The sequence below is a fragment of the Haemophilus sp. C1 genome (genome assembly GCF_001276515.1).
In the GTDB taxonomy this organism is placed as follows: Bacteria; Pseudomonadota; Gammaproteobacteria; order Enterobacterales; family Pasteurellaceae; genus Haemophilus.
On the sequence record NZ_LDVZ01000008.1, the window covers coordinates 14,654 to 36,350 of the forward strand.

Below are 21,697 nucleotides of genomic sequence, written 5' to 3' on the forward strand. Positions count from 1 at the left end.
TTATATTAATCTTCCTCACTTAAGAGATATCTAGTTAGCTATGTGATTAATTAGAATATTGGTTAATCGCAGCGGATACCTCTTGATCTTGATAAATGTTATTCACAATATCGTTAAATGTTTGAGACAGAACTTTTTGAATTTCGTCATTATCTGCGTTTAATGCGCCTTCTTGTGAACGAGTAGCATTAAATGCTTTGTTATATGAACCTTTTGCGCCTTGAACATAAACAGTTGCTTGAATTTTGGTATTAAGTTTATAACGAAGATTACCCTGTTCTACTTGCGTAGCAAATTCACGTACATCCACAGTTACCCATGCATTTGATCCATTGGATTGCCCAATTCTGAAACCTTTACTAATAAGATTTTGTTGCATTACTTGTTGGAATAATTGTGTAACACTTGGTGATGAATTTAATTTAATGAGTTCTCCACGTTTGGTATAGCTCGCGATATCTTGCGTTGTGCGGCTATCTTTCGTTGTTACATACACAATCGCATTTTGATTAATGTTCATTGTGGCATTCGGTGCTGGTGGTGTGAACGTTAATGTATTTGATTGTGCTTGGCAGCCAGCAAGGAATAGCGTAGCTGCTGCAATAGTTACTGCTGATAATGTTTTGATTTTGTTTGATAATGTCATAATTTCCCCAATGAGCCAGTTAAAACTATGTTATTCTTACAAACTTCATTGCTAATGTATAGCGTTTCATTGTGATTTTGTGGAGATTTATGATGTCTGTTCAACAAACTATCGAACAAAAAATTCAACTAGAATTTCAACCGCACTTTTTTAGTGTAGAAAATGAAAGCCACTTACATAGTTCTGGTCGTGGTACGGAATCTCATTTTAAATGTGTGATTGTGAGTAATATTTTTGAAGGTATGCGTAAAGTTCAACGCCATCAAAGTGTTTATCAATTGCTTGCAGATGAGCTTAATAGCGGTGTTCATGCGTTAGCGTTGCACTTGTTTACTGCAGAGGAATGGAGCGAGTTAAATGAGAAAATTCCTGCTTCAACGAAATGCGCAGGTGTTGGACATTAATTTTTTTGTTATGAAGATGTAACATTTTTTTGATATATCGCAAAAGGTTTTTTACAAAAAAGTAGGTGTTTAAGTAGCGAAAAAAGCAGATTTTCGCTAGAATAAGGCGTTTAATTTTGTCCAAATTCAATTTTTCGATAAGGATGTTTATCGTGAAATTAACCGATTTGAGTTTTTTATTTTTGTGGTATTAGTGTCTTTATTAAAGGCATTTTACTACGCTCAAACACGAGATTGCATTTAAGTTAGCTTATTTGCAATCGTATTTTTAACCTTGAAAAGTAGTGCAAACAGTATGATTACAATTAAGAAAGGCTTGGATCTTCCTATTGCAGGAAAACCAGCACAAGTAATCCACAACGGTAATGTTGTGAATCAAGTTGCGATTCTTGGTGAGGAGTATGTGGGGATGCGTCCTTCGATGAAGGTGCGCGAAGGCGATGTTGTTAAGAAAGGTCAAGTGCTTTTTGAAGACAAGAAAAATCCTGGTGTGATTTTTACAGCCCCTGCAAGCGGTACTATCACTGCGATCAATCGTGGCGAAAAACGTGTATTACAATCTGTGGTAATCAACGCTGAAGGTGATGAGCAAATCACTTTCACAAAATATAGCGCAGATGAGCTGAATACGCTTTCTTCCGAACAAGTAAAACAAAACCTTGTGGAATCAGGTTTATGGACTGCCTTACGCACTCGTCCATTTAGCAAAGTGCCTGCGATTGATAGTGAACCAGCCTCAATTTTTGTGAATGCAATGGATACCAATCCATTAGCCGCAGCCCCTGCAATCGTGCTAAAAGAATTTTGGCAAGATTTCACGAATGGTTTAACCGTATTAAGTCGTTTATTCCCTTCTAAACCGTTACACTTGTGTAAAGCAGGTGATACCAATATTCCAACTGTTGATCTTGAAAATTTACAGATTCATGATTTTGGTGGCGTCCACCCAGCAGGTCTTGTTGGTACTCATATTCATTTTATTGATCCTGTTGGTGTAAATAAAACTGTATGGCACATTAATTATCAAGATGTGATTGCGGTGGGCAAATTATTTACAACAGGTGAGCTTTATGTTGAACGTGTAATTTCTCTTGCTGGTCCGCAAGTGAAAGAGCCTCGTTTAATTCGCACTGTAATTGGCGCTAATCTCTCTCAATTAACCCAAAATGAATTAAGTGCGGGTGAAAATCGCGTAATTTCTGGTTCAGTGCTTTGTGGTCAAACAGCAAACGGTGCTCATGACTATTTAAGTCGTTATGCATTGCAAGTCTCGGTAATTGCTGAAGGTAATGAGAAAGAATTCCTTGGCTGGATTACTCCGCAATCAAATAAATATTCAATTACTCGTACAGTGTTGGGGCACTTCGGTAAGAAATTATTCAACTTCACTACTGCTGAAAATGGTGGTGAGCGTGCAATGGTACCAATTGGTAGCTATGAGCGCGTGATGCCGTTGGATATTTTACCGACATTATTATTACGTGATTTAATCGTGGGCGATACTGATGGTGCGCAAGCGTTAGGTTGTCTTGAATTAGACGAAGAAGACTTAGCGTTATGTTCTTTCGTTTGCCCGGGCAAATATGAATACGGTTCAATCTTGCGTCAAGTACTAGATAAGATTGAGAAGGAAGGTTAAAAATGGGTTTGAAAAATCTTTTTGAAAAAATGGAACCCGCGTTTTTACCAGGTGGTAAATACAGCAAGCTTTATCCGATCTTTGAATCGATTTATACCTTGCTTTATACACCAGGTACAGTAACGCACAAAAACACTCACGTTCGTGATGCGTTAGACTCAAAACGTATGATGATTACGGTTTTCCTTGCGTTGTTCCCTGCGATTTTCTATGGGATGTACAATGTGGGTAACCAAGCTATTCCAGCCTTAAATCAATTAGGCAATTTAGATCAACTAATTGCTAACGATTGGCACTATGCCCTTGCAAGTTCATTAGGTTTAGATTTAACTGCCAATGCAACTTGGGGCTCCAAAATGGCACTAGGAGCGATCTTCTTCTTACCAATTTACTTAGTGGTGTTTACCGTTTGTACAATTTGGGAATTGTTATTCTCAGTGGTGCGAGGCCATGAAGTAAATGAAGGGATGTTCGTTTCAACCATTTTATTTGCGTTAATCGTTCCACCAACATTGCCATTATGGCAAGCCGCATTAGGTATTACTTTTGGTATCGTTGTTGCAAAAGAAATTTTTGGTGGCGTTGGTCGTAACTTCATGAACCCTGCACTTGCTGGTCGAGCTTTCTTATTCTTCGCCTATCCAGCTCAAATTTCAGGCGATACTGTTTGGACTGCTGCAGATGGTTTCTCTGGCGCAACCGCACTTTCACAGTGGTCACAAGGTGGTCAGGGAGCATTACAACACACAGTAACTGGTGCTCCAATCACTTGGATGGATGCTTTTGTTGGTAACTTACCTGGTTCAATGGGCGAAGTTTCTACGCTTGCAATTTTAATCGGTGGTGCAGTGATTGTGTTCACTCGTATTGCTGCATGGCGCATCATTGCTGGTGTGATGATTGGTATGATTGCAACTTCAACTCTATTCAATTTAGTTGGTTCTGATACTAACCCAATGTTCTCAATGCCTTGGCATTGGCACCTTGTTTTAGGTGGATTTGCATTAGGTATGGTATTTATGGCAACAGACCCTGTTTCAGCATCCTTTACCAATGCAGGTAAGTGGTGGTACGGTGCATTAATTGGTGTAATGGCTGTATTAATTCGTACTGTAAACCCAGCTTATCCGGAAGGCATGATGTTAGCGATTTTATTTGCAAACTTATTTGCACCGATTTTCGACTACATCGTTGTTCAAGCAAATATCAAACGTCGGAGAGCAAGAACAAATGGCTAAGTTTAATAAAGACAGCGTAGGCGGCACAATTCTTGTCGTATTGCTACTGAGTTTAGTTTGTTCCATTATTGTTGCTGGTTCCGCAGTAATGTTAAAGCCTGCACAAGAAGAACAAAAGTTACTCGATAAACAAAAAAATATCTTAAATGTAGCTGGCCTTTTACAAGAAAATACGAATGTAAAAGAAACTTATGCAAAATTTATCGAGCCCCGTTTCGTTGATTTAGCAACGGGTGAATACACACAACAAGCAGATGATAGCCAACAAGCTATTCCTGCTGATGCCGATAAAGCACGTATTCGTTCTCGTAGCAAAACGACCGAAGTTTATCTTGTAAAAGATGAACAAGGTAAAACTCAACAAGTTATTTTACCTATTTATGGAACAGGCCTGTGGTCAGTGATGTATGGTTTAGTATCTGTTCAACCAGATGGTAATACTATTAATGGAATCACTTACTACCAACATGGTGAAACACCAGGGTTGGGTGGTGAGATTGAAAATCCAAACTGGGCAAGTTTATTTAAAGGTAAAAAATTGTTTGATGAACAACATCAACCTGCAATTCACATCGTGAAAGGGCAAGCTCCACAAGATGAGCATAGTATTGATGGTTTATCAGGCGCGACTTTAACTGGTAATGGTGTACAAGGTACATTTGATTATTGGTTTAGTGCGAACGGTTTTGGTCCATATCTTGAAAAACTTCATGCGGGAGCAAACTAATGTCTGAAAAAGTAAATTATAAAGATCTGTTGTTAGCTCCGGTTGTTAAGAACAACCCAATTGCATTACAAATCTTGGGTATTTGTTCTGCATTAGCGGTAACAACAAAATTAGAAACTGCTGTTGTAATGGCGATTGCGGTGAGTTTGGTAACTGGGTTATCAAGTTTCTTTGTTTCTTTGATTCGCAATTACATTCCAAACAGTATTCGTATTATTGTGCAACTTGCAATTATTGCATCACTTGTAATCGTTGTTGACCAAATATTAAAAGCCTACGCTTATGGTTTATCTAAACAACTTTCGGTATTTGTTGGTTTGATTATTACTAACTGTATCGTAATGGGACGTGCTGAAGCATTTGCGATGAAGTTACCTCCAGTTGAAAGTTTTGTAGATGGTATCGGTAATGGTTTAGGTTATGGTGCGATGTTAATTATCGTAGCATTTTTCCGTGAACTTATCGGTTCAGGTAAATTATTTGGTATGACTATTTTTGAAACTATTCAAAATGGTGGTTGGTACCAAGCAAATGGTTTATTTCTACTTGCACCAAGTGCATTCTTTATCATCGGATTTGTTATCTGGGGATTAAGAACTTGGAAACCAGAGCAACAGGAGAAGTAATCAATGGAACATTATATTAGCCTATTTGTTAAGGCAGTCTTCATTGAAAATATGGCACTTTCTTTCTTCTTGGGGATGTGTACTTTCTTAGCGGTATCTAAAAAGGTATCCACTGCGTTTGGTCTTGGTATTGCGGTAACTTTCGTTCTTGGTATCGCCGTGCCAGTAAACCAATTAATTTATGCAAATGTGTTAAAAGAAAATGCTTTAATTGAAGGTGTAGATTTATCATTCTTGAACTTCATCACCTTCATTGGGGTTATTGCTGGTTTAGTACAAATTCTTGAAATGGTATTAGACAAATTTATGCCATCTCTTTATAACGCATTAGGGATTTTCTTACCGTTAATCGCAGTAAACTGTGCGATCTTTGGTGGGGTATCTTTCATGGTTCAACGTGATTATAATTTCCCTGAATCTATCGTGTACGGTTTCGGCTCTGGTTTAGGTTGGATGTTAGCGATTGTGGCGCTTGCTGGCTTAACTGAGAAAATGAAATACGCAGATATTCCTGCTGGGTTAAAAGGTTTAGGTATTACCTTTATCTCTGTTGGTTTAATGGCGTTGGGCTTTATGTCTTTCTCTGGTATTCAATTATAAGGAGTGTAATCAATGAGCGATTCAGTAATTCTTGCACTCGGTATTGCCGCATTCACGGTTATTGTATTAGTGTTAGTGGCGATAATCTTATTTGCGAAATCAAAATTAGTCGATTCTGGTGATATTACTATCGGCATTAATGACGATCCTGAAAAAGCGATCACATTACCTGCAGGTGGCAAATTATTAGGGGCTTTAGCAAGTAAAGGTATTTTCGTGTCTTCTGCTTGCGGCGGTGGTGGCTCTTGTGGTCAATGTATTGTTAAAGTGAAAAATGGTGGCGGAGAAATTCTTCCAACCGAACTTTCTCACATTAACAAACGTGAAGCAAAAGAAGGTTATCGTCTAGCTTGTCAAGTTAACGTGAAAGGTAATATGGAAGTTGAACTTCCAGAAGAAATCTTCGGCGTGAAAAAATGGGAATGTACTGTTATTTCTAACGATAACAAAGCAACCTTTATCAAAGAGCTTAAATTGGCTATTCCTGAAGGCGAGGAAGTACCTTTCCGCGCGGGTGGTTATATTCAAATCGAAGCTGATCCACATGTGGTGAACTATAAGGATTTCGATATTCCTGAAGAATACCATGAAGACTGGGATAAATATGATTTATGGCGTTATGTCTCTAAAGTTGACGAGCATATTATTCGTGCTTACTCAATGGCTTCATACCCTGAAGAGAAAGGCATTATTATGCTTAACGTACGTATTGCAACGCCTCCGCCACGTCAACCAGATGCACCTCCTGGTCAAATGTCTTCATACATTTGGTCATTAAAAGCAGGTGACAAAGTTACTATTTCTGGTCCATTTGGTGAATTCTTTGCGAAAGAAACTGATGCAGAAATGGTATTTATCGGTGGTGGTGCGGGTATGGCTCCAATGCGTTCTCATATTTTTGACCAGTTAAAACGTCTCCACTCTAAACGTAAAATGTCATTCTGGTATGGTGCACGTTCTAAACGTGAAATCTTCTATCAAGAAGACTTTGACCAATTACAAGCTGAAAATCCAAACTTTGTATGGCATGTTGCATTATCGGACGCATTGCCTGAAGATAATTGGACTGGCTATACAGGCTTTATTCATAATGTACTTTATGAAAACTACTTGAAAAATCATGAAGCACCAGAAGATTGTGAATACTATATGTGTGGACCTCCAGTGATGAATGCAGCTGTAATTAAAATGCTGAAGGATCTTGGTGTTGAAGATGAAAACATTTTATTAGATGACTTTGGTGGCTGATTTTAGTTAATCAATTCATCATAAAAACTGACCGCACTTTGTGATGAAGTGCGGTCAAAATTTAAGGTATCTTTAGAAAATTTTCTATGATTACAGGTAAGTTTTGTTGAGTTTGCCAGTAATTCACAAATTTAGGAAATCCAGATGAAAAAATTAATAAGTGGTATCATGGCGGTAGCAATGGCGTTAAGTCTTGCAGCCTGTCAAAAAGAAACAAAAGTTATCTCATTAAGTGGTAAAACAATGGGAACGACTTATCATGTTAAATACCTTGATGAAGGCTCAATGAATGCAACATCTGAAAAAACGCATGAAGAAATTGAAGCAATTTTAAAAGATGTGAACGCGAAAATGTCCACTTACAAAAAAGATTCGGAACTGAGCCGTTTCAATCAAAATACTCAAGTGAATACACCGATTGAGATTTCAGCAGATTTTGCCAAAGTATTGGCCGAAGCGATTCGTTTAAATAAAGTGACTGAAGGTGCATTGGATGTAACTGTTGGCCCTGTCGTTAATTTATGGGGATTTGGCCCGGAAAAACGTCCAGAAAAACAACCTACGCCAGAACAATTAGCTGAACGCCAAGCATGGGTTGGTATTGATAAAATTGCCCTCGATATGAGTGCTGCCAAACCGACATTAAGCAAAGCACTTCCTCAAGTTTATGTCGATTTGTCCTCTATTGCTAAAGGCTTTGGCGTTGATCAGGTCGCTGAAAAGTTAGAACAACTAAATGCTCAGAATTACATGGTTGAAATCGGCGGTGAAATTCGTGCGAAAGGAAAAAATATTGAAGGCAAACCTTGGCAGATCGCAATTGAAAAACCAACGACAACAGGTGAAAGAGCGGTTGAAGCTGTCATTGGATTAGATAATATGGGAATGGCAAGTTCTGGCGATTATCGTATTTACTTTGAAGAAAATGGTAAACGCTTTGCTCATGAAATTGATCCGAAAACAGGTTACCCAATTCAGCATCATTTAGCCTCAATTACGGTCCTTGCTCCAACCTCAATGACTGCAGATGGTTTATCAACAGGTTTATTTGTGCTGGGTGAAGACAAGGCGTTAGAAGTGGCAGAGAAAAATAATCTTGCCGTTTACTTAATCATTAAAACAGATAATGGTTTTGTCACAAAATCATCCTCTGCGTTCAAAAAATTAACAGAAACAAAAGAATAGTTATGCAAACTTTATTTTTTACTTTAATCGCTTTCGTCGCAATTATATTGTTGATGTCTATCGGATTTATTATCAAAAAACAAAGTTTAAAAGGCAGCTGCGGTGGTTTATCTACCCTTGGTATTGCCAAAGCTTGCGATTGTGATAAACCTTGTGACACGCTTCAATCAAAATTAGATGCAGGCGATGAACAAGCAAAAGCTGAATATGAGCAAAAATTTGCGAAAAAAGATGATGACTCGCAATTTTATGAAGTGAAATAACTTGCTCAAAAATGACCGCACTTTATGTGCAAAATAAACTTAACGGCAAAATTATTTTGCCGTTTTCTCATTCAATTACCAATGTGCTTCGCCTTAACCGAAGTTACGGGAGAAATATGTTAATTTCAAATACTTATAATCAACACTTTCCTCAACTGACGCAAGTACAGCTTGCGAGAAATGCTACCAAAAAAGTGATTTGTGGTATGTCTGGCGGCGTGGATTCTTCTGTGTCAGCTTTTATTCTTCAACAGCAAGGCTATCAGGTGGAAGGCCTGTTTATGAAAAACTGGGAAGAAGATGATGATACGGATTACTGTACAGCCGCAGCTGATCTTTCAGATGCTCAGGCTGTATGTGATAAGTTGGGGATCAAACTACATAAAATTAATTTTGCAGCAGAATATTGGGATAATGTCTTTGAGCATTTTTTAACTGAATATAAAGCAGGACGCACGCCGAACCCAGATATTTTGTGTAATAAAGAAATTAAATTTAAAGCATTTTTAGAATATGCAGCTGAAGATCTTGGTGCCCATTACATTGCAACAGGGCATTATGTACGTAGAGTTGGTGATGATGAAAATGCAAAATTATTACGTGGTTTAGATGCTAATAAAGATCAAAGTTATTTTCTTTATACCTTAAGCCATAAACAAGTAGGGCAAAGTTTATTCCCTGTTGGTGAAATTGAGAAGCCCATTGTTCGCTCTATTGCTGAAGATCTTGGTTTAATTACAGCGAAGAAAAAAGACTCTACCGGTATTTGTTTTATTGGAGAGCGTAAATTTAAGGATTTCTTAGCACGCTATTTACCTGCTCAACCGGGTAATATTCGCACTGTAGATGACGAAATTATTGGTCGTCATGATGGTTTGATGTATCACACGTTGGGACAGCGTAAAGGATTAGGCATCGGAGGTTTAAAAAATGCAGGAGATGAAGCTTGGTATGTGGTAGATAAGGATGTAGAAAATAACGAACTTATTGTTGCACAAGGTCATGATCATCCTCGTTTATTTTCAAAAGGATTGATTGCCAGCCAATTACATTGGGTTGATCGCCAACCAATTCGAGAGTTATTACGTTGCACGGTAAAAACACGCTATCGCCAACAAGATATTCCTTGTGTGATTAAACCAATTGATGATGAAACAATTCGAGTGATTTTCGATGAACCTCAATCAGCAGTAACCCCAGGGCAATCTGCCGTATTTTATCTTGGCGAAGTTTGTTTGGGCGGCGGGATTATTGAAGAAAGAATATAAAGCAAAGATTACTAAAAGCGCGTAAAATGCGCTTTTAAACTATTTATTCAAACCAAATGACACTTGCCATTCGTCCCGTTTGATTATCCCTGCGATAAGAAAAAAACTTTTCTTTTTCGTTAAATGTACAGTGATTTCCACCATAAATTTGCGTAATGCCGAGATTATTTAATCGCTGAGTTGCGATTTGATAAAGATTACCTAGGTATTTACCATCTTCTATTACATCAGGTTGAAAGGCGAGTTTGGCTTTTTCATCTACTGCAACAAACTTTTCTACAACATCAATCCCAACTTGAAAGGCCTTTGGACCAATTGCAGGGCCAAACCACGCAATAATATCTTCAGATTTAGCCTGAAAATATTTGACAGTTTCTTCCAATACGCCATCACATAAACCACGCCAGCCAGCATGTGCAGCAGCCACTTCATTTCCAGATGTTGTAGAAAATAAAACAGGCAAACAGTCTGCAGTCATCACTGCACAAACTTGATGAGGAACATTCGTATAAACAGCATCCGCTTCAAGATTTGTTTCTGAATAGGGTAATTGAATCACTCGAGTACTGTGTGTTTGCGTTAAAAATATAGGTGTTTGCGGCAAACCAAATTTTTCTACTAATAAAGTACGGTTAGTTTTTACCGCACTTTTATCATCACCGACATGATCGCCTAAGTTGAAACTCAAATAAGGCTCTAAGCTCACGCCCCCTTCACGAGTAGTGGTAAATGCATGAATATTCTTTGGAACGTTCCAATTTGGGTTAATTGCTTGCATATTAATAATCTAACTCATCTTGATGTTCGAGGTAGTCAGCTTTGAGTGCATTAAGCAATTCAACGAAATCATCAGGCAGTGGCGCATACCATTCCATCATCTCCCCCGTAATTGGATGGGATAAACGTAACATAACTGCATGTAAAGCTTGGCGTTTGAAATTACGCAATACTTCCATAAAGTCTTCACTCGCATTTTTGGGTGGACGAGGGCGTCCGCCATAGGTTTGATCGCCTAGCAATGGATGGGCAATATGTGCCATATGAACACGGATTTGATGGGTACGCCCCGTTTCTAAACGTAAACGTAAACGGGTGTAGTTACGGTAATTTTCCATAATACGATAATGGGTGACAGCTGGTTTTCCCATTGGATGAACCGCCATTAAAGTACGTTTGGTTGCATGACGAGCCATAGGTTGATCTACAGTACCGCCTTTAGTCATAATGCCTGAGGCTACAGCTTCATATTCACGCGTAATTTTGCGTTTTTGTAAGTCGCGTACTAACTTAGTTTGTGCTGGAATAGTTTTCGCAACAACCATTAGACCTGTCGTATCTTTATCTAATCGATGCACAATTCCTGCTCTTGGTACTTCTGCAATCGGCGGATAATGATAGAGTAGCGCATTGAGCACTGTTCCATTTGGATTGCCAGCACCGGGGTGTACCACAAGATCTTTGGGTTTGTTAATCACAATAATATCATCATCTTCATACACGATATTCAATGGAATATTTTCTGGTTCAAAACGTGTCTCATCTTCCACTTCTACGGTGATTTCTATTTTTTCTCCTCCGAGCACTTTCTCACGCGGAATATTGGTAATACGATCATTAAGTTTTACGAGATCGGCTTCAATCCATGTTTTTAATCGGGAGCGAGAATATTCAGGGAACAACTCTGCAAGTGTTTGGTCTAAACGCTGTCCCATTTGTTCTGGCTGTACTTCAGCGGAAAGGGTAATTTGTGGCATAAATAGCTCTCAAAAATTTTAAAAGTTGGCTTATTGATTAATGTTCTATACAATAGCGGACAATTGTATCTTATTTATTGGTTTTCGTAAAAATTAAGGAAAAAACAATGCGTAAAATAAAATCTTTGGCATTGCTTGCCGTGGCAGCATTGGTTGTAGGATGTTCAAGTGGTTCAAAAGATGTTGAGCAAGCATCAGTAAATGAGTTGTACACTAAAGGTATTACATCATTACAAGAAGGCGGTTATTCTGAGGCTATTCGTTATTTAAAAGCGGCGACTGAACGTTTTCCTGGTAGTATTTATCAAGAACAGGCGATGCTAGATTTAATTTATGCAAACTATAAAGCACAAGATTATACGCAAGTATTATTGACGGTAGATAGCTTTTTACATCAATTCCCACAAAGTCCGAACCAAGACTATGCAGTCTATATGGCTGGGTTAACCAATGCTGCAACAGGTGATAATTTCATTCAAGATTTCTTTGGAATTGATCGTGCGACACGTGAAACCACTTCTATGCGTACCGCTTTTTCTAATTTCCAAAATTTAGTTCGTGTATTCCCTAATAGCCCTTATGCTCAAGATGCTTTAGCGCGTATGGCTTATATTAAAGATGCGCTTGCTCGTCATGAGTTAGATATTGCAAAATTCTATGCAAAACGTGATGCTTGGGTTGCAGTGTCAAACCGTGTAGTTGGAATGTTGAAACAATATCCTGATGCTAAAGCAACTTATGAAGGTTTATCTTTGATGAAAGAAGCGTATGAAAAAATGGGTTTAACAGCATTAGCCAATGATACCCAAAAAATTATTGATGCGAATAAAGATAAAACTTTTGCTCCAATTGAAAAACCAGATGAGCCAGAATTAAAAGTTCCGACTGCTAAATAGTCATAAGAAGATATGAATAAAAAGCCCGAATAATTTCGGGCTTTTTGCTATATATTATCCTCGATGTGCATTTTTCATAATGCGATCTTTTGTTACTTTCCATTCACGCTCTTTAAGATCATCGCGTTTATCATGTTGTTTTTTACCTTTGGCTAAACCAATTTTGACTTTTGCCCATGCACTTTTCCAATAAAGAGAAAGTGCTACGATGGTAAAACCGTCTCGGTTTGCTTTGCCAAATAGGGATGCTAATTCGCGTTTGTTTAATAATAACTTACGAGTGCGAGTTGGATCACAAACAATATGCGTTGATGCAACATTTAATGGCTGAATGCTTGCACCGAATAAAAAGGCTTCGCCATTTTTGAAAATGACATAACTATCGCTAATGTTTGCCTTGCCTGCGCGCATGGATTTGACTTCCCAGCCTTGTAGTTCAAGACCTGCTTCAATTTCATCTTCTATAAAATAATCATGTCTCGCACGTTTATTCAGTGCGATAGTATTTGATCCTGGTTTTACTTTTTTCTTTGTCATAATTTTTATACCTTATTTTGCTTGGCGCATTTTATCGGATATCTATTTTTATAGCAAAAAAGATCATCTAGGGAGAACTGGCAGTCGCGTTTATTTTCAAACTTTAAAAGATAAAGGATTTATAGAAAATTCAAGAAAAAATCACCGCACATTTGTAAGAAAAAACAGACACATTGCTGTGTCTGTTTAAGTGAGATAAAAACATTAATTAAGTTTTGGTGATTTATATAAAGTGAATAAACGATTATTCCAAACGTTTTGCCACTTTAAGCCAATCAGCTTTAAATTCACGATGCATATTATTAATTGCATCGATAATATCATGGTGAACAAGTTGTTCATTTTGGATGCCTACGCAGTAGCCACCTTTACCTTGTAGCAATAAATCTACCGCGTATGCGCCCATACGTGAAGCAAGAATACGGTCAAATGCACAAGGAGAACCGCCACGTTGAATATGCCCTAAAACAGTTGCACGAGTTTCATGCCCAACGCGAGCTTCAATTTCTTTTGCGAGGGAATGAACATCGGTTAAAAGTTCAGTGATTGCAATGATTGCATGGCGCTTACCACGAATAATGCTACGTTCAATTTGTTGAATTAATTCTTCTCGATTAAATTCAATTTCTGATGCGACGATATATTCACAACCGCCAGCGATGCCAGCAGAAATCGTTAAGTCACTACAATGGCGACCCATAATTTCAACGATAGAAATACGTTGGTGTGAGCTTGAGGTATCGCGTAAACGGTCGATTGCATCCACTGCAGTTTGTAATGCGGTTTGATAGCCAATGGTGTAGTCAGTACCTGCAACATCATTATCAATAGTACCGGGTAAGCCAACACAAGGGAAACCATGTTCTTCGGTTAATAATTTAGCCCCCATATAAGAACCGTCACCACCGATAACCACGAGGGCATCAATGCCGTGAGAACGTAAAATTTCTGCGCATTTCGCACGAACATTTGGATCTTTAAATTCAGGAAAGCGTGCAGAACCTAAGAAAGTACCGCCACGATTAATTACATCAGATACGCTATAGCGATTTAATTGTTTGATTTTATTGTTGTATAAGCCTTGGTAACCATCATAGATACCAAATACTTCTAAGCCTTCTGCAAGTGCAGAACGTACTACGCCACGAATTGCGGCATTCATACCCGGCGCATCGCCACCACTTGTTAAAACTGCAATTTTTTTAATCATAATTTACCTACTTTTAACCATAATTGAAAATGGGCATAAGATTACATCATTCAAAGAATCTGCTCTAGCAAAATCTGATGAGATTTTGATCTACATTATTTTTCACAGAACAATTGCCATTTCAAATTTTGTAACTGTTTTCTTTCTATATCCACAATGTATTTTTGCAAATGTTGTTGCACTTTATCGACGGATAAATGTTTAGAAAGTGTTGGTTGTTGTACTTTTTGCGAATATTGATACTGAACAAAGCCACATTGTGGTAATTGTCGTCCTTTCATCACATTGACTTGCCAAGATGGATTTTCTTTCGTTGGCGAATAGATGACATATCCATTTAATTCATTTGGATTGGTTGAATTTTCTGGAATAGCATCGAAATGGAAATCTTTTACGCCTGTATTACGATAAATACGTTCTCTCAATGCAATGCGTTCTTTAATTGAACGCGCTGGTTGATTACGATCAAAGAGAATTTCAATTTCAGATTGCCAATTTTCTAGCGTATCTGGCTTAGCCACATAAACATAGCGTGCAATGGTTCCTAAATCTTGGTTGCCAGTAAGTACATAATGTTTGCCATTATGTTCTAACTGCGTAGGCACATTTAATTGGGTCAGCTTAGTTGCACAGCCTGAAAGTATAAGTGCGGTCAAAATAACAAAAATTTTATTCATTAATATCTCGCTTAAAGACAAATTCGGTTTCAGTTGATGATGCTGAATCAAACCAATAACCACCTAAATCAAATTCTTTTAACTGTTCAATTTCGGTTAAACGATGTTGAATAAGATAACGGCACATTAATCCTCGCGCTTTTTTAGCATAAAAGCTAATTACTTTATATTTTCCATTTTTATTGTCTAAGAAAACTGGCTTGATAATTTTGGCGTTAAGTTGGTTTTCTTTAACAGATTTATAATATTCATCAGAGGCTAAATTGACTAACACATTATCGCCTTGTGCATCAATAGCTTGTTGAACTGCTTGCGTGATCACATTTCCCCAAAAGGCATACAGATCTTTTCCTTTTGGATTAGCTAATTTTGTGCCCATTTCTAATCGGTAAGGCTGCATTAAATCAAGTGGTTTTAAAAGCCCATAAAGCCCAGAAAGCATACGTAAATGGGATTGAGCAAAAACAACATCATCTTCTGAAAGGGAATCAGCATCTAAACCAGTATAAACATCGCCTTTAAATGCAAATAATGCAGCGCGGGAATTGTTTTCATTGTGAATTTTTGTCCATTCTGCAAAGCGTGCTGCATTTAGACCAGCTAACTTATCGCTGATAGACATAAGCGATGAAAGATCTTGCGGAGAAAGTTTACGACAAACCTCAATAAGTTGTTCGCTGTAATCAGTAAAGTGCGGTTGAGAAACAGGAAAATTTTTTACCGCACTTTCAAAGTCAAGGGTTTTCGCAGGGGAGATAATGGCTAACATAATCGTCCTTTTATGAAAAAAGAATGGGCGTATATTAGCATAAAAATTTACACTAGACGCGTTTATATAGCCCATTTTCACTCATGATAAGATCTTGCAATTCAAGATCGAGCAACTGAACAAGTAAAACATCGACACTCAAGTTAAATTCTTCAGCTAAATCATCAATGCTCACTGGCGTGTAACCGATACGCGAGTAAAGTTTTGGGTGACTTGGTGCTTCTACTAATCGCCGAGGATCGGGTGGAGGTGTGTAATTAGGCACTGCGATCTGATCAAAATCGATTTCAGTTTGGCTATGGATAGAATGTTGGTAGAGTGTTTCCAAAATATCCTTTGCATTTTCCACCAACATTGCGCCTTGTTTAATTAGGAGATTACAGCCTTGGCTAAATTCACTTTGAATATTGCCTGGCACAGCAAAAACCTCTCGGTTTTGTTCCAATGCATACCTAGCGGTAATCAGAGAGCCGCTTTTTTGTGTGGCTTCAACCACTAATGTTCCGACCGAAAGCCCGCTAATAATCCTATTACGACGAGGGAAATTTGTCGCAATTGGTGCTTGGTTTGGTAAAAACTCAGAAACTAATGTACCGTTGTTTTGTAAAATAAGTTCTGAAAGTTTTCGGTGTTTTACGGGATAAATTTGTTCTAGCCCGCTTCCCAAAACCGCTATGGTTTGTCCTTGAATATCAACAACTGATTGATGGCAATGTCCATCTATTCCCAATGCGAGTCCACTAGTGATCGTAAAGCCAGCCAATGAAAGTTCCGTAGCAAAATATTTAGCCCAATATTCACCATAAGCCGTGCAGTAGCGACTTCCCACCATCGAAATTTGACGTTGTGAAAGAGCGGTCAAATTTCCTTTTACAAATAGCAGAGGAGGAAAGCTTGCTATCTGTTTCAATAGAAAGGGGTAAAAAGGGGAAAAATAATTCACTAAATGATTTCCCTTTTTTTGTGACCACTCTAGTGCAGGTTCAATAAATTTTGCTTCAGGCTTGAACCAACGACGAATTTGAATGGCGCCCCATCCCATTTGTCGGAAAGCAACATCATCATAATTGAGCAACTCATCTAGCGTAATATTGGATAAAATTTTATCAATGCCAACTCCGCCAAGTTTAGGGACTTGCATTAGGCGGAGTAGCGTGTAGGTAATATCTTGCATGCTTTTTCCTTTTTGATTTGAAAATGTAGTATGGAAAAAACGAGTGAAAGAAACGATTAACTTGAAAGTATTTTGCGATGTAGATAGCAAAAATTCTTTTTGATGAGTAAAAAATTGCAAAATTTTTCTTATTTTGAAAATGTAAAAAATTCAATAATAAAAATTTGCTGAATGCAATTAACTTGGTTGAATATTCTTTTTATTTTAAATTTATTAGTTAAATGTATATTTTATCTTGTGTTTGAATGATTGTTTTTGATATAAAACGCTAAAAAATAGTTTGACAGCCAGTTTTTTATTTGTAATATGAAAAGCGTTTTACACAGAAGGATTTTTATTTATGTCTCGTATTGTTTCTTTATCTCTCAACCTGCTGCTCTCACACTTTGTGTGCGGCTAAGTTGTGGATGAAAAACAGTCAGATGTAAATACCCAATTTTAAACCCGCACTTTATAAGTTGCGGGTTTTTTGTCTAAAAAATACAGGAAAATGCACTGCACTTTGGAGTGATTTCAGAAGGACTTTTAGTAAGGACATTGTTATGACAGATCGCGTTATTATTTTTGATACTACCTTGCGTGATGGGGAACAGGCATTAAAAGCAAGTTTGACGGTAAAAGAAAAGTTACAGATTGCTTTATCACTTGAACGCTTAGGCGTGGATGTAATGGAAGTGGGGTTCCCCGTTTCTTCTCAAGGGGATTTTGAATCGGTACAAACCATTGCACGCTATATCAAAAACGCTCGTGTTGCCGCGTTATCTCGAGCCGTAGATAAAGACATTGATGCCGCATACGAGGTATTGAAAGTTGCTGAAGCATTTCGTATTCATACTTTTATTGCAAGCTCGGCATTACACGTTGAAGCGAAATTAAAACGTTCTTTTGATGATGTAGTAGGAATGGCTGTTGCAGCAGTGAAACGTGCACGTAATTATACGGATGATGTTGAGTTCTCTTGCGAAGATGCCGGCCGTACAGGTATTGATAATATCTGTCGCATTGTTGAAGCCGCAATCAATGCGGGTGCAACTACGGTAAATATTCCTGATACAGTAGGTTTTTGTTTACCAAATGAATACGGCAACATTATTGCTCAAGTGCGCAATCGCGTGCCGAATATCGACAAAGCTGTGATTTCTGTGCATTGCCATAATGACTTAGGTATGGCAACCGCTAATTCTTTAACCGCAGTACAAAATGGTGCGCGTCAAATTGAATGTACTATTAATGGAATTGGGGAACGTGCGGGCAATACTTCTCTTGAAGAAGTGGTAATGGCAATGAAAGTTCGCCAAGAGTTTATGGGCGTGGATACTCGTATCAACACTCAAGAAATTCACCGTGTGAGTCAAATGGTTAGCCAACTTTGTAATATGCCAATTCAACCAAATAAAGCTATTGTGGGTTCAAATGCTTTTGCCCATTCTTCTGGTATCCATCAAGATGGTATGTTGAAAAACAAAAATACCTACGAAATCATGTCACCAGAAACCATCGGTTTGAAAAAAGAAAAATTGAATTTAACTGCACGTTCTGGTCGTGCGGCTGTGAAAGGTCATATGACAGATATGGGCTATAACGAACAAGATTATGATTTGGATAAATTGTACGATGCGTTCTTAAAATTGGCGGATAAAAAAGGTCAGGTATTCGATTATGACTTAGAAGCATTGGCATTTATCGATATGCAACAAGGGGATGAAGATCGTTTGGTATTAGATAAACTTTCTGCTCATTCAACGAAAGAATATCCGGCAACCGCTTTTGTTCAAGTGGAATTAGATGGCGAAAAATTAAGTACGTCTTCAATTGGTGGTAATGGCCCGGTGGATGCCGTTTATAACGCAATCTTAAATTTAACTGGCTTAGAAATCAAAATGTCCCACTACAACTTAACTGCAAAAGGCGAAGGTGCTGAAGCCTTAGGTCAGGTGGATATCGTGGTTGAACATGAAGGCCGTAAATTCCATGGTGTTGGTTTAGCGACAGACATCGTTGAATCTTCCGCACTTGCTTTAGTTCATGCAATTAATGCCATTTATCGCGCACATAAAGTGGCAGACATTAAAAGCCATAAACATCACTAACCCAATCCCCCTCTTTAGCAAAGATGGGTTAGGGGAGATTTGGCAGAAGTAACATCAACCTCAGTGGTGAATTTTATATCGTTAAAATCTCCTCCAGACCCTCTTCACAAAAGATGAGAGAAAATTAACCGCACTTTAGTGTGACTGAAATAGGAAAACAATATGCAATTATACAACATCGCTGTTCTACCAGGAGACGGTATTGGTCCCGAAGTAATGGCTGAAGCCATTAAAGTATTAAACAAAGTCCAAGAAAAATTTGGTTTTAAACTTAACTTTAACGAGTTTTTTGTCGGTGGTGCTGCAATTGATCATTGTGGCTGCCCGTTACCTGCAGAAACTTTAAAAGGCTGTGATGAAGCGGATGCCATTTTATTTGGTTCTGTGGGTGGCCCTAAATGGACAAATTTACCACCAGATCAACAACCAGAACGCGGTGCATTATTGCCCTTGCGTAAACATTTCAAATTATTCTGTAATCTTCGTCCTGCAACCCTTTATAAAGGTTTAGAAAAATTCTGTCCATTACGTGCAGATATTGCAGCGAAAGGATTTGATATGGTGGTTGTGCGTGAATTAACGGGCGGGATTTATTTCGGTCATCCTAAAGGCCGTGAAGGTGAAGGTTCACAAACCAAAGCATTTGATACGGAAGTGTATTACAAATATGAAATTGAGCGTATTGTTAGAGCCGCTTTTGAGGCAGCAATGAAGCGCAATAAAAAAGTCACTTCTGTGGATAAAGCGAACGTATTGCAGTCTTCTATTTTATGGCGTGAAACCGTGACAGAAATGGCAAAAGACTACCCTGAAGTCACTTTAGAACACATTTATATCGACAATGCCACAATGCAATTAATCAAAGCACCAGAATCTTTTGATGTTTTACTTTGCTCTAATATTTTCGGCGACATTATTTCTGACGAAGCGGCAATGATCACGGGTTCTATGGGAATGTTGCCATCTGCCAGTTTAAATGAAGAGGGTTTTGGTTTATATGAACCTGCTGGTGGTTCAGCCCCAGATATCGCAGGCAAAGGCATTGCTAACCCAATCGCACAAATTCTTTCTGCAGCGATGATGTTGCGCTATAGCTTCAACTTAAACGAAGCAGCAGATGCCATTGAAAGTGCGGTACAAAACGTTTTGGCAAACGGACATCGCACCGCTGATTTAGCAGATGATTCTACACCAGTTTCAACGGCAGAAATGGGTACATTGATTACGCAAGCAATTTAATAAAAATAATTAAAGTGCGGTTGAAAAACACTTCGAATTTTAACCGCACTTCCCTTAACGAATAGAGAAAAATATTATGGCAAAAACACTTTACGAAAAATTATTTGATTCACACATTGTGTATGAAGTAGAGGGCGAAACGCCAATTTTGTATATTAACCGTCATTTGATTCACGAAGTAACCAGCCCGCAAGCCTTTGATGGTTTACGTGTTGCGGGGCGCCAAGTGCGCCAAGTGAACAAAACTTTCGGCACAATGGATCACAGCATTTCTACTCAAGTACGAGATGTCAATAAACTTGAAGGTCAAGCGAAAATTCAAGTGTTAGAACTTGATAAAAATACCAAGGCGACGGGTATCAAATTATTTGATATGACAACCAAAGAGCAAGGCATTGTACATGTTATGGGGCCTGAACAAGGTTTAACTTTGCCAGGCATGACAATCGTCTGCGGTGACTCCCACACAGCTACTCATGGTGCTTTCGGTGCTTTAGCATTTGGTATTGGCACTTCTGAAGTGGAACATGTATTAGCCACTCAAACACTAAAACAAGCTCGCGCAAAAAGTATGAAAATTGAAGTTCGAGGCAAAGTGGCACCGGGCATTACCGCCAAAGACATTATTCTTGCCATTATCGGTAAAACCACTATGGCGGGCGGTACAGGCCATGTAGTGGAATTCTGCGGCGAAGCGATTCGTGATCTTTCTATGGAAGGCCGTATGACCGTTTGTAATATGGCGATTGAAATGGGTGCCAAAGCAGGTTTAATCGCACCGGATGAAACTACTTTCGAATACTTAAAAGGTCGTCCACATGCACCGAAAGGTAAAGATTGGGATGATGCTGTCGCTTATTGGAAAACCTTAAAATCTGATGAGGATGCAACATTTGATACAGTGGTGATATTGGATGCAAAAGACATCGCACCACAAGTAACTTGGGGGACAAACCCTGGGCAGGTAATTTCTGTGAATGAAACCATACCAAATCCGCAAGAAATGGCAGATCCTGTACAACGTGCTTCGGCGGAAAAAGCCTTACATTATATTGGCTTGGAAGCTGGCACTAATTTAAAAGATATTAAAGTTGATCAAGTATTTATCGGATCTTGCACCAACTCGCGCATTGAAGATTTACGCGCAGCAGCGGCGGTGATGAAAGGACGCAAAAAAGCCGATAACGTAAAACGGATTTTAGTGGTGCCGGGTTCAGGTTTAGTGAAAGAACAAGCAGAAAAAGAAGGTTTGGATAAAATCTTTATTGCAGCAGGTGCGGAATGGCGTAATCCGGGGTGTTCTATGTGTTTAGGGATGAACGATGACCGTTTAGGCGAATGGGAACGTTGTGCTTCCACATCTAACCGTAACTTTGAAGGTCGTCAAGGTCGTAATGGACGTACCCATTTAGTAAGCCCTGCTATGGCGGCAGCGGCAGGAATGTTCGGTAAATTTGTTGATATTCGTGAAGTGGCATTAAATTAAAGTGCAAAAAGAGGAAAAAGA

At 38.5% G+C, this 21,697-nt stretch carries 22 protein-coding genes; 14 read left to right on the forward strand and 8 right to left on the reverse strand.

Features of this window, described 5'->3' with window-relative positions; translation table 11 throughout:
* Positions 1–46: 46 nt before the first annotated feature.
* Positions 47–646 carry a YajG family lipoprotein gene (locus tag ABW51_RS04550; protein ID WP_053465752.1) on the reverse strand — a complete coding sequence of 200 codons (600 nt, stop codon included), beginning with the start codon at positions 644–646 and terminating at the stop codon, positions 47–49.
* A gap of 92 nt (positions 647–738) precedes the next feature.
* Between ABW51_RS04550 and ABW51_RS04555 the strand changes: the two genes are divergently transcribed.
* The 10 genes from ABW51_RS04555 (at position 739) to mnmA (ending at position 9,844) form a co-directional block, all read left to right on the forward strand.
* On the forward strand, positions 739–1,050 hold the full coding sequence (locus ABW51_RS04555; protein ID WP_005631371.1) for a BolA family protein: 312 nt from the start codon (positions 739–741) through the stop codon (positions 1,048–1,050).
* Between the two features lie 295 nt (positions 1,051–1,345).
* The gene (locus ABW51_RS04560) at positions 1,346–2,689 is read left to right on the forward strand and encodes a Na(+)-translocating NADH-quinone reductase subunit A (protein WP_053465753.1); all 1,344 of its coding nucleotides are present in this window, start codon (positions 1,346–1,348) and stop codon (positions 2,687–2,689) included.
* Positions 2,690–2,691: 2 nt separating this feature from the next.
* On the forward strand, positions 2,692–3,927 hold the full coding sequence (locus tag ABW51_RS04565) for an NADH:ubiquinone reductase (Na(+)-transporting) subunit B (protein ID WP_005631373.1): 1,236 nt from the start codon (positions 2,692–2,694) through the stop codon (positions 3,925–3,927).
* Positions 3,920–4,654 (forward strand): Na(+)-translocating NADH-quinone reductase subunit C, encoded by a 735-nt coding sequence (locus tag ABW51_RS04570; protein WP_005629176.1) that lies wholly within the window; start codon positions 3,920–3,922, stop codon positions 4,652–4,654. Before ABW51_RS04565 ends, ABW51_RS04570 begins: the two co-directional genes overlap by 8 nt.
* Entirely contained in the window at positions 4,654–5,280 is a 627-nt protein-coding gene (locus ABW51_RS04575; protein WP_053465754.1) for an NADH:ubiquinone reductase (Na(+)-transporting) subunit D, read from the forward strand. The genes ABW51_RS04570 and ABW51_RS04575 overlap by 1 nt, the downstream gene beginning before the upstream one ends.
* 3 nt (positions 5,281–5,283) lie before the next feature.
* A complete protein-coding gene (gene nqrE, locus ABW51_RS04580) occupies positions 5,284–5,880 on the forward strand; it encodes an NADH:ubiquinone reductase (Na(+)-transporting) subunit E (RefSeq protein WP_005631374.1) in 597 nt (198 codons plus the stop codon).
* Positions 5,881–5,892: 12 nt separating this feature from the next.
* The gene (nqrF, locus tag ABW51_RS04585; protein ID WP_005629183.1) at positions 5,893–7,128 is read left to right on the forward strand and encodes an NADH:ubiquinone reductase (Na(+)-transporting) subunit F; all 1,236 of its coding nucleotides are present in this window, start codon (positions 5,893–5,895) and stop codon (positions 7,126–7,128) included.
* Positions 7,129–7,272: 144 nt separating this feature from the next.
* Complete coding sequence (locus ABW51_RS04590; protein ID WP_053465755.1) at positions 7,273–8,313, forward strand: FAD:protein FMN transferase; 1,041 nt, start codon at positions 7,273–7,275, stop codon at positions 8,311–8,313.
* 2 nt (positions 8,314–8,315) lie between these two features.
* Positions 8,316–8,576, forward strand: a complete 261-nt coding sequence (gene nqrM / locus ABW51_RS04595) for a (Na+)-NQR maturation NqrM (protein ID WP_005629187.1) — start codon at positions 8,316–8,318, stop codon at positions 8,574–8,576.
* A gap of 116 nt (positions 8,577–8,692) precedes the next feature.
* Complete coding sequence (gene mnmA, locus ABW51_RS04600; RefSeq protein WP_156262549.1) at positions 8,693–9,844, forward strand: tRNA 2-thiouridine(34) synthase MnmA; 1,152 nt, start codon at positions 8,693–8,695, stop codon at positions 9,842–9,844.
* 43 nt (positions 9,845–9,887) lie between these two features.
* Here mnmA and pgeF read toward each other — a convergent pair whose 3' ends face one another.
* Together pgeF and rluD are read right to left on the reverse strand one after the other, a co-directional pair.
* On the reverse strand, positions 9,888–10,622 hold the full coding sequence (gene pgeF, locus ABW51_RS04605) for a peptidoglycan editing factor PgeF (protein ID WP_053465757.1): 735 nt from the start codon (positions 10,620–10,622) through the stop codon (positions 9,888–9,890).
* A gap of 1 nt (position 10,623) precedes the next feature.
* Positions 10,624–11,598, reverse strand: coding sequence for a 23S rRNA pseudouridine(1911/1915/1917) synthase RluD (rluD, locus tag ABW51_RS04610; protein ID WP_053465758.1), 975 nt, complete (start codon positions 11,596–11,598; stop codon positions 10,624–10,626).
* A gap of 107 nt (positions 11,599–11,705) precedes the next feature.
* Here rluD and ABW51_RS04615 point away from each other — a divergent pair, with 107 nt between their 5' ends.
* Complete coding sequence (locus ABW51_RS04615; protein WP_053465759.1) at positions 11,706–12,494, forward strand: outer membrane protein assembly factor BamD; 789 nt, start codon at positions 11,706–11,708, stop codon at positions 12,492–12,494.
* A gap of 54 nt (positions 12,495–12,548) precedes the next feature.
* On the opposite strand, the gene smpB is transcribed toward ABW51_RS04615, so the two are convergent.
* The 5 genes from smpB to dprA all read right to left on the reverse strand — a co-directional run bounded on the left by smpB (position 12,549) and on the right by dprA (position 16,861).
* Positions 12,549–13,031 (reverse strand): SsrA-binding protein SmpB, encoded by a 483-nt coding sequence (gene smpB / locus ABW51_RS04620; protein WP_053465760.1) that lies wholly within the window; start codon positions 13,029–13,031, stop codon positions 12,549–12,551.
* 244 nt (positions 13,032–13,275) lie between these two features.
* A complete protein-coding gene (pfkA, locus tag ABW51_RS04625) occupies positions 13,276–14,241 on the reverse strand; it encodes a 6-phosphofructokinase (RefSeq protein ID WP_005633361.1) in 966 nt (321 codons plus the stop codon).
* Positions 14,242–14,336: 95 nt separating this feature from the next.
* The gene (locus ABW51_RS04630; RefSeq protein WP_053465761.1) at positions 14,337–14,918 is read right to left on the reverse strand and encodes a hypothetical protein; all 582 of its coding nucleotides are present in this window, start codon (positions 14,916–14,918) and stop codon (positions 14,337–14,339) included.
* Positions 14,911–15,687, reverse strand: a complete 777-nt coding sequence (gene yaaA / locus ABW51_RS04635) for a peroxide stress protein YaaA (RefSeq protein ID WP_053465762.1) — start codon at positions 15,685–15,687, stop codon at positions 14,911–14,913. Before yaaA ends, ABW51_RS04630 begins: the two co-directional genes overlap by 8 nt.
* Positions 15,688–15,739: 52 nt before the next feature.
* Positions 15,740–16,861 (reverse strand): DNA-processing protein DprA, encoded by a 1,122-nt coding sequence (gene dprA / locus ABW51_RS04640; RefSeq protein WP_053465763.1) that lies wholly within the window; start codon positions 16,859–16,861, stop codon positions 15,740–15,742.
* Between the two features lie 542 nt (positions 16,862–17,403).
* Here dprA and leuA point away from each other — a divergent pair.
* From leuA to leuC, 3 genes are all read left to right on the forward strand, one after another.
* Positions 17,404–18,951 carry a 2-isopropylmalate synthase gene (gene leuA / locus ABW51_RS04645; RefSeq protein WP_053465764.1) on the forward strand — a complete coding sequence of 516 codons (1,548 nt, stop codon included), beginning with the start codon at positions 17,404–17,406 and terminating at the stop codon, positions 18,949–18,951.
* 162 nt (positions 18,952–19,113) lie between these two features.
* Positions 19,114–20,190, forward strand: a complete 1,077-nt coding sequence (leuB, locus tag ABW51_RS04650) for a 3-isopropylmalate dehydrogenase (RefSeq protein ID WP_053465765.1) — start codon at positions 19,114–19,116, stop codon at positions 20,188–20,190.
* Positions 20,191–20,266: 76 nt separating this feature from the next.
* Positions 20,267–21,676, forward strand: a complete 1,410-nt coding sequence (leuC, locus tag ABW51_RS04655; RefSeq protein ID WP_053465766.1) for a 3-isopropylmalate dehydratase large subunit — start codon at positions 20,267–20,269, stop codon at positions 21,674–21,676.
* Positions 21,677–21,697 lie beyond the last annotated feature (21 nt).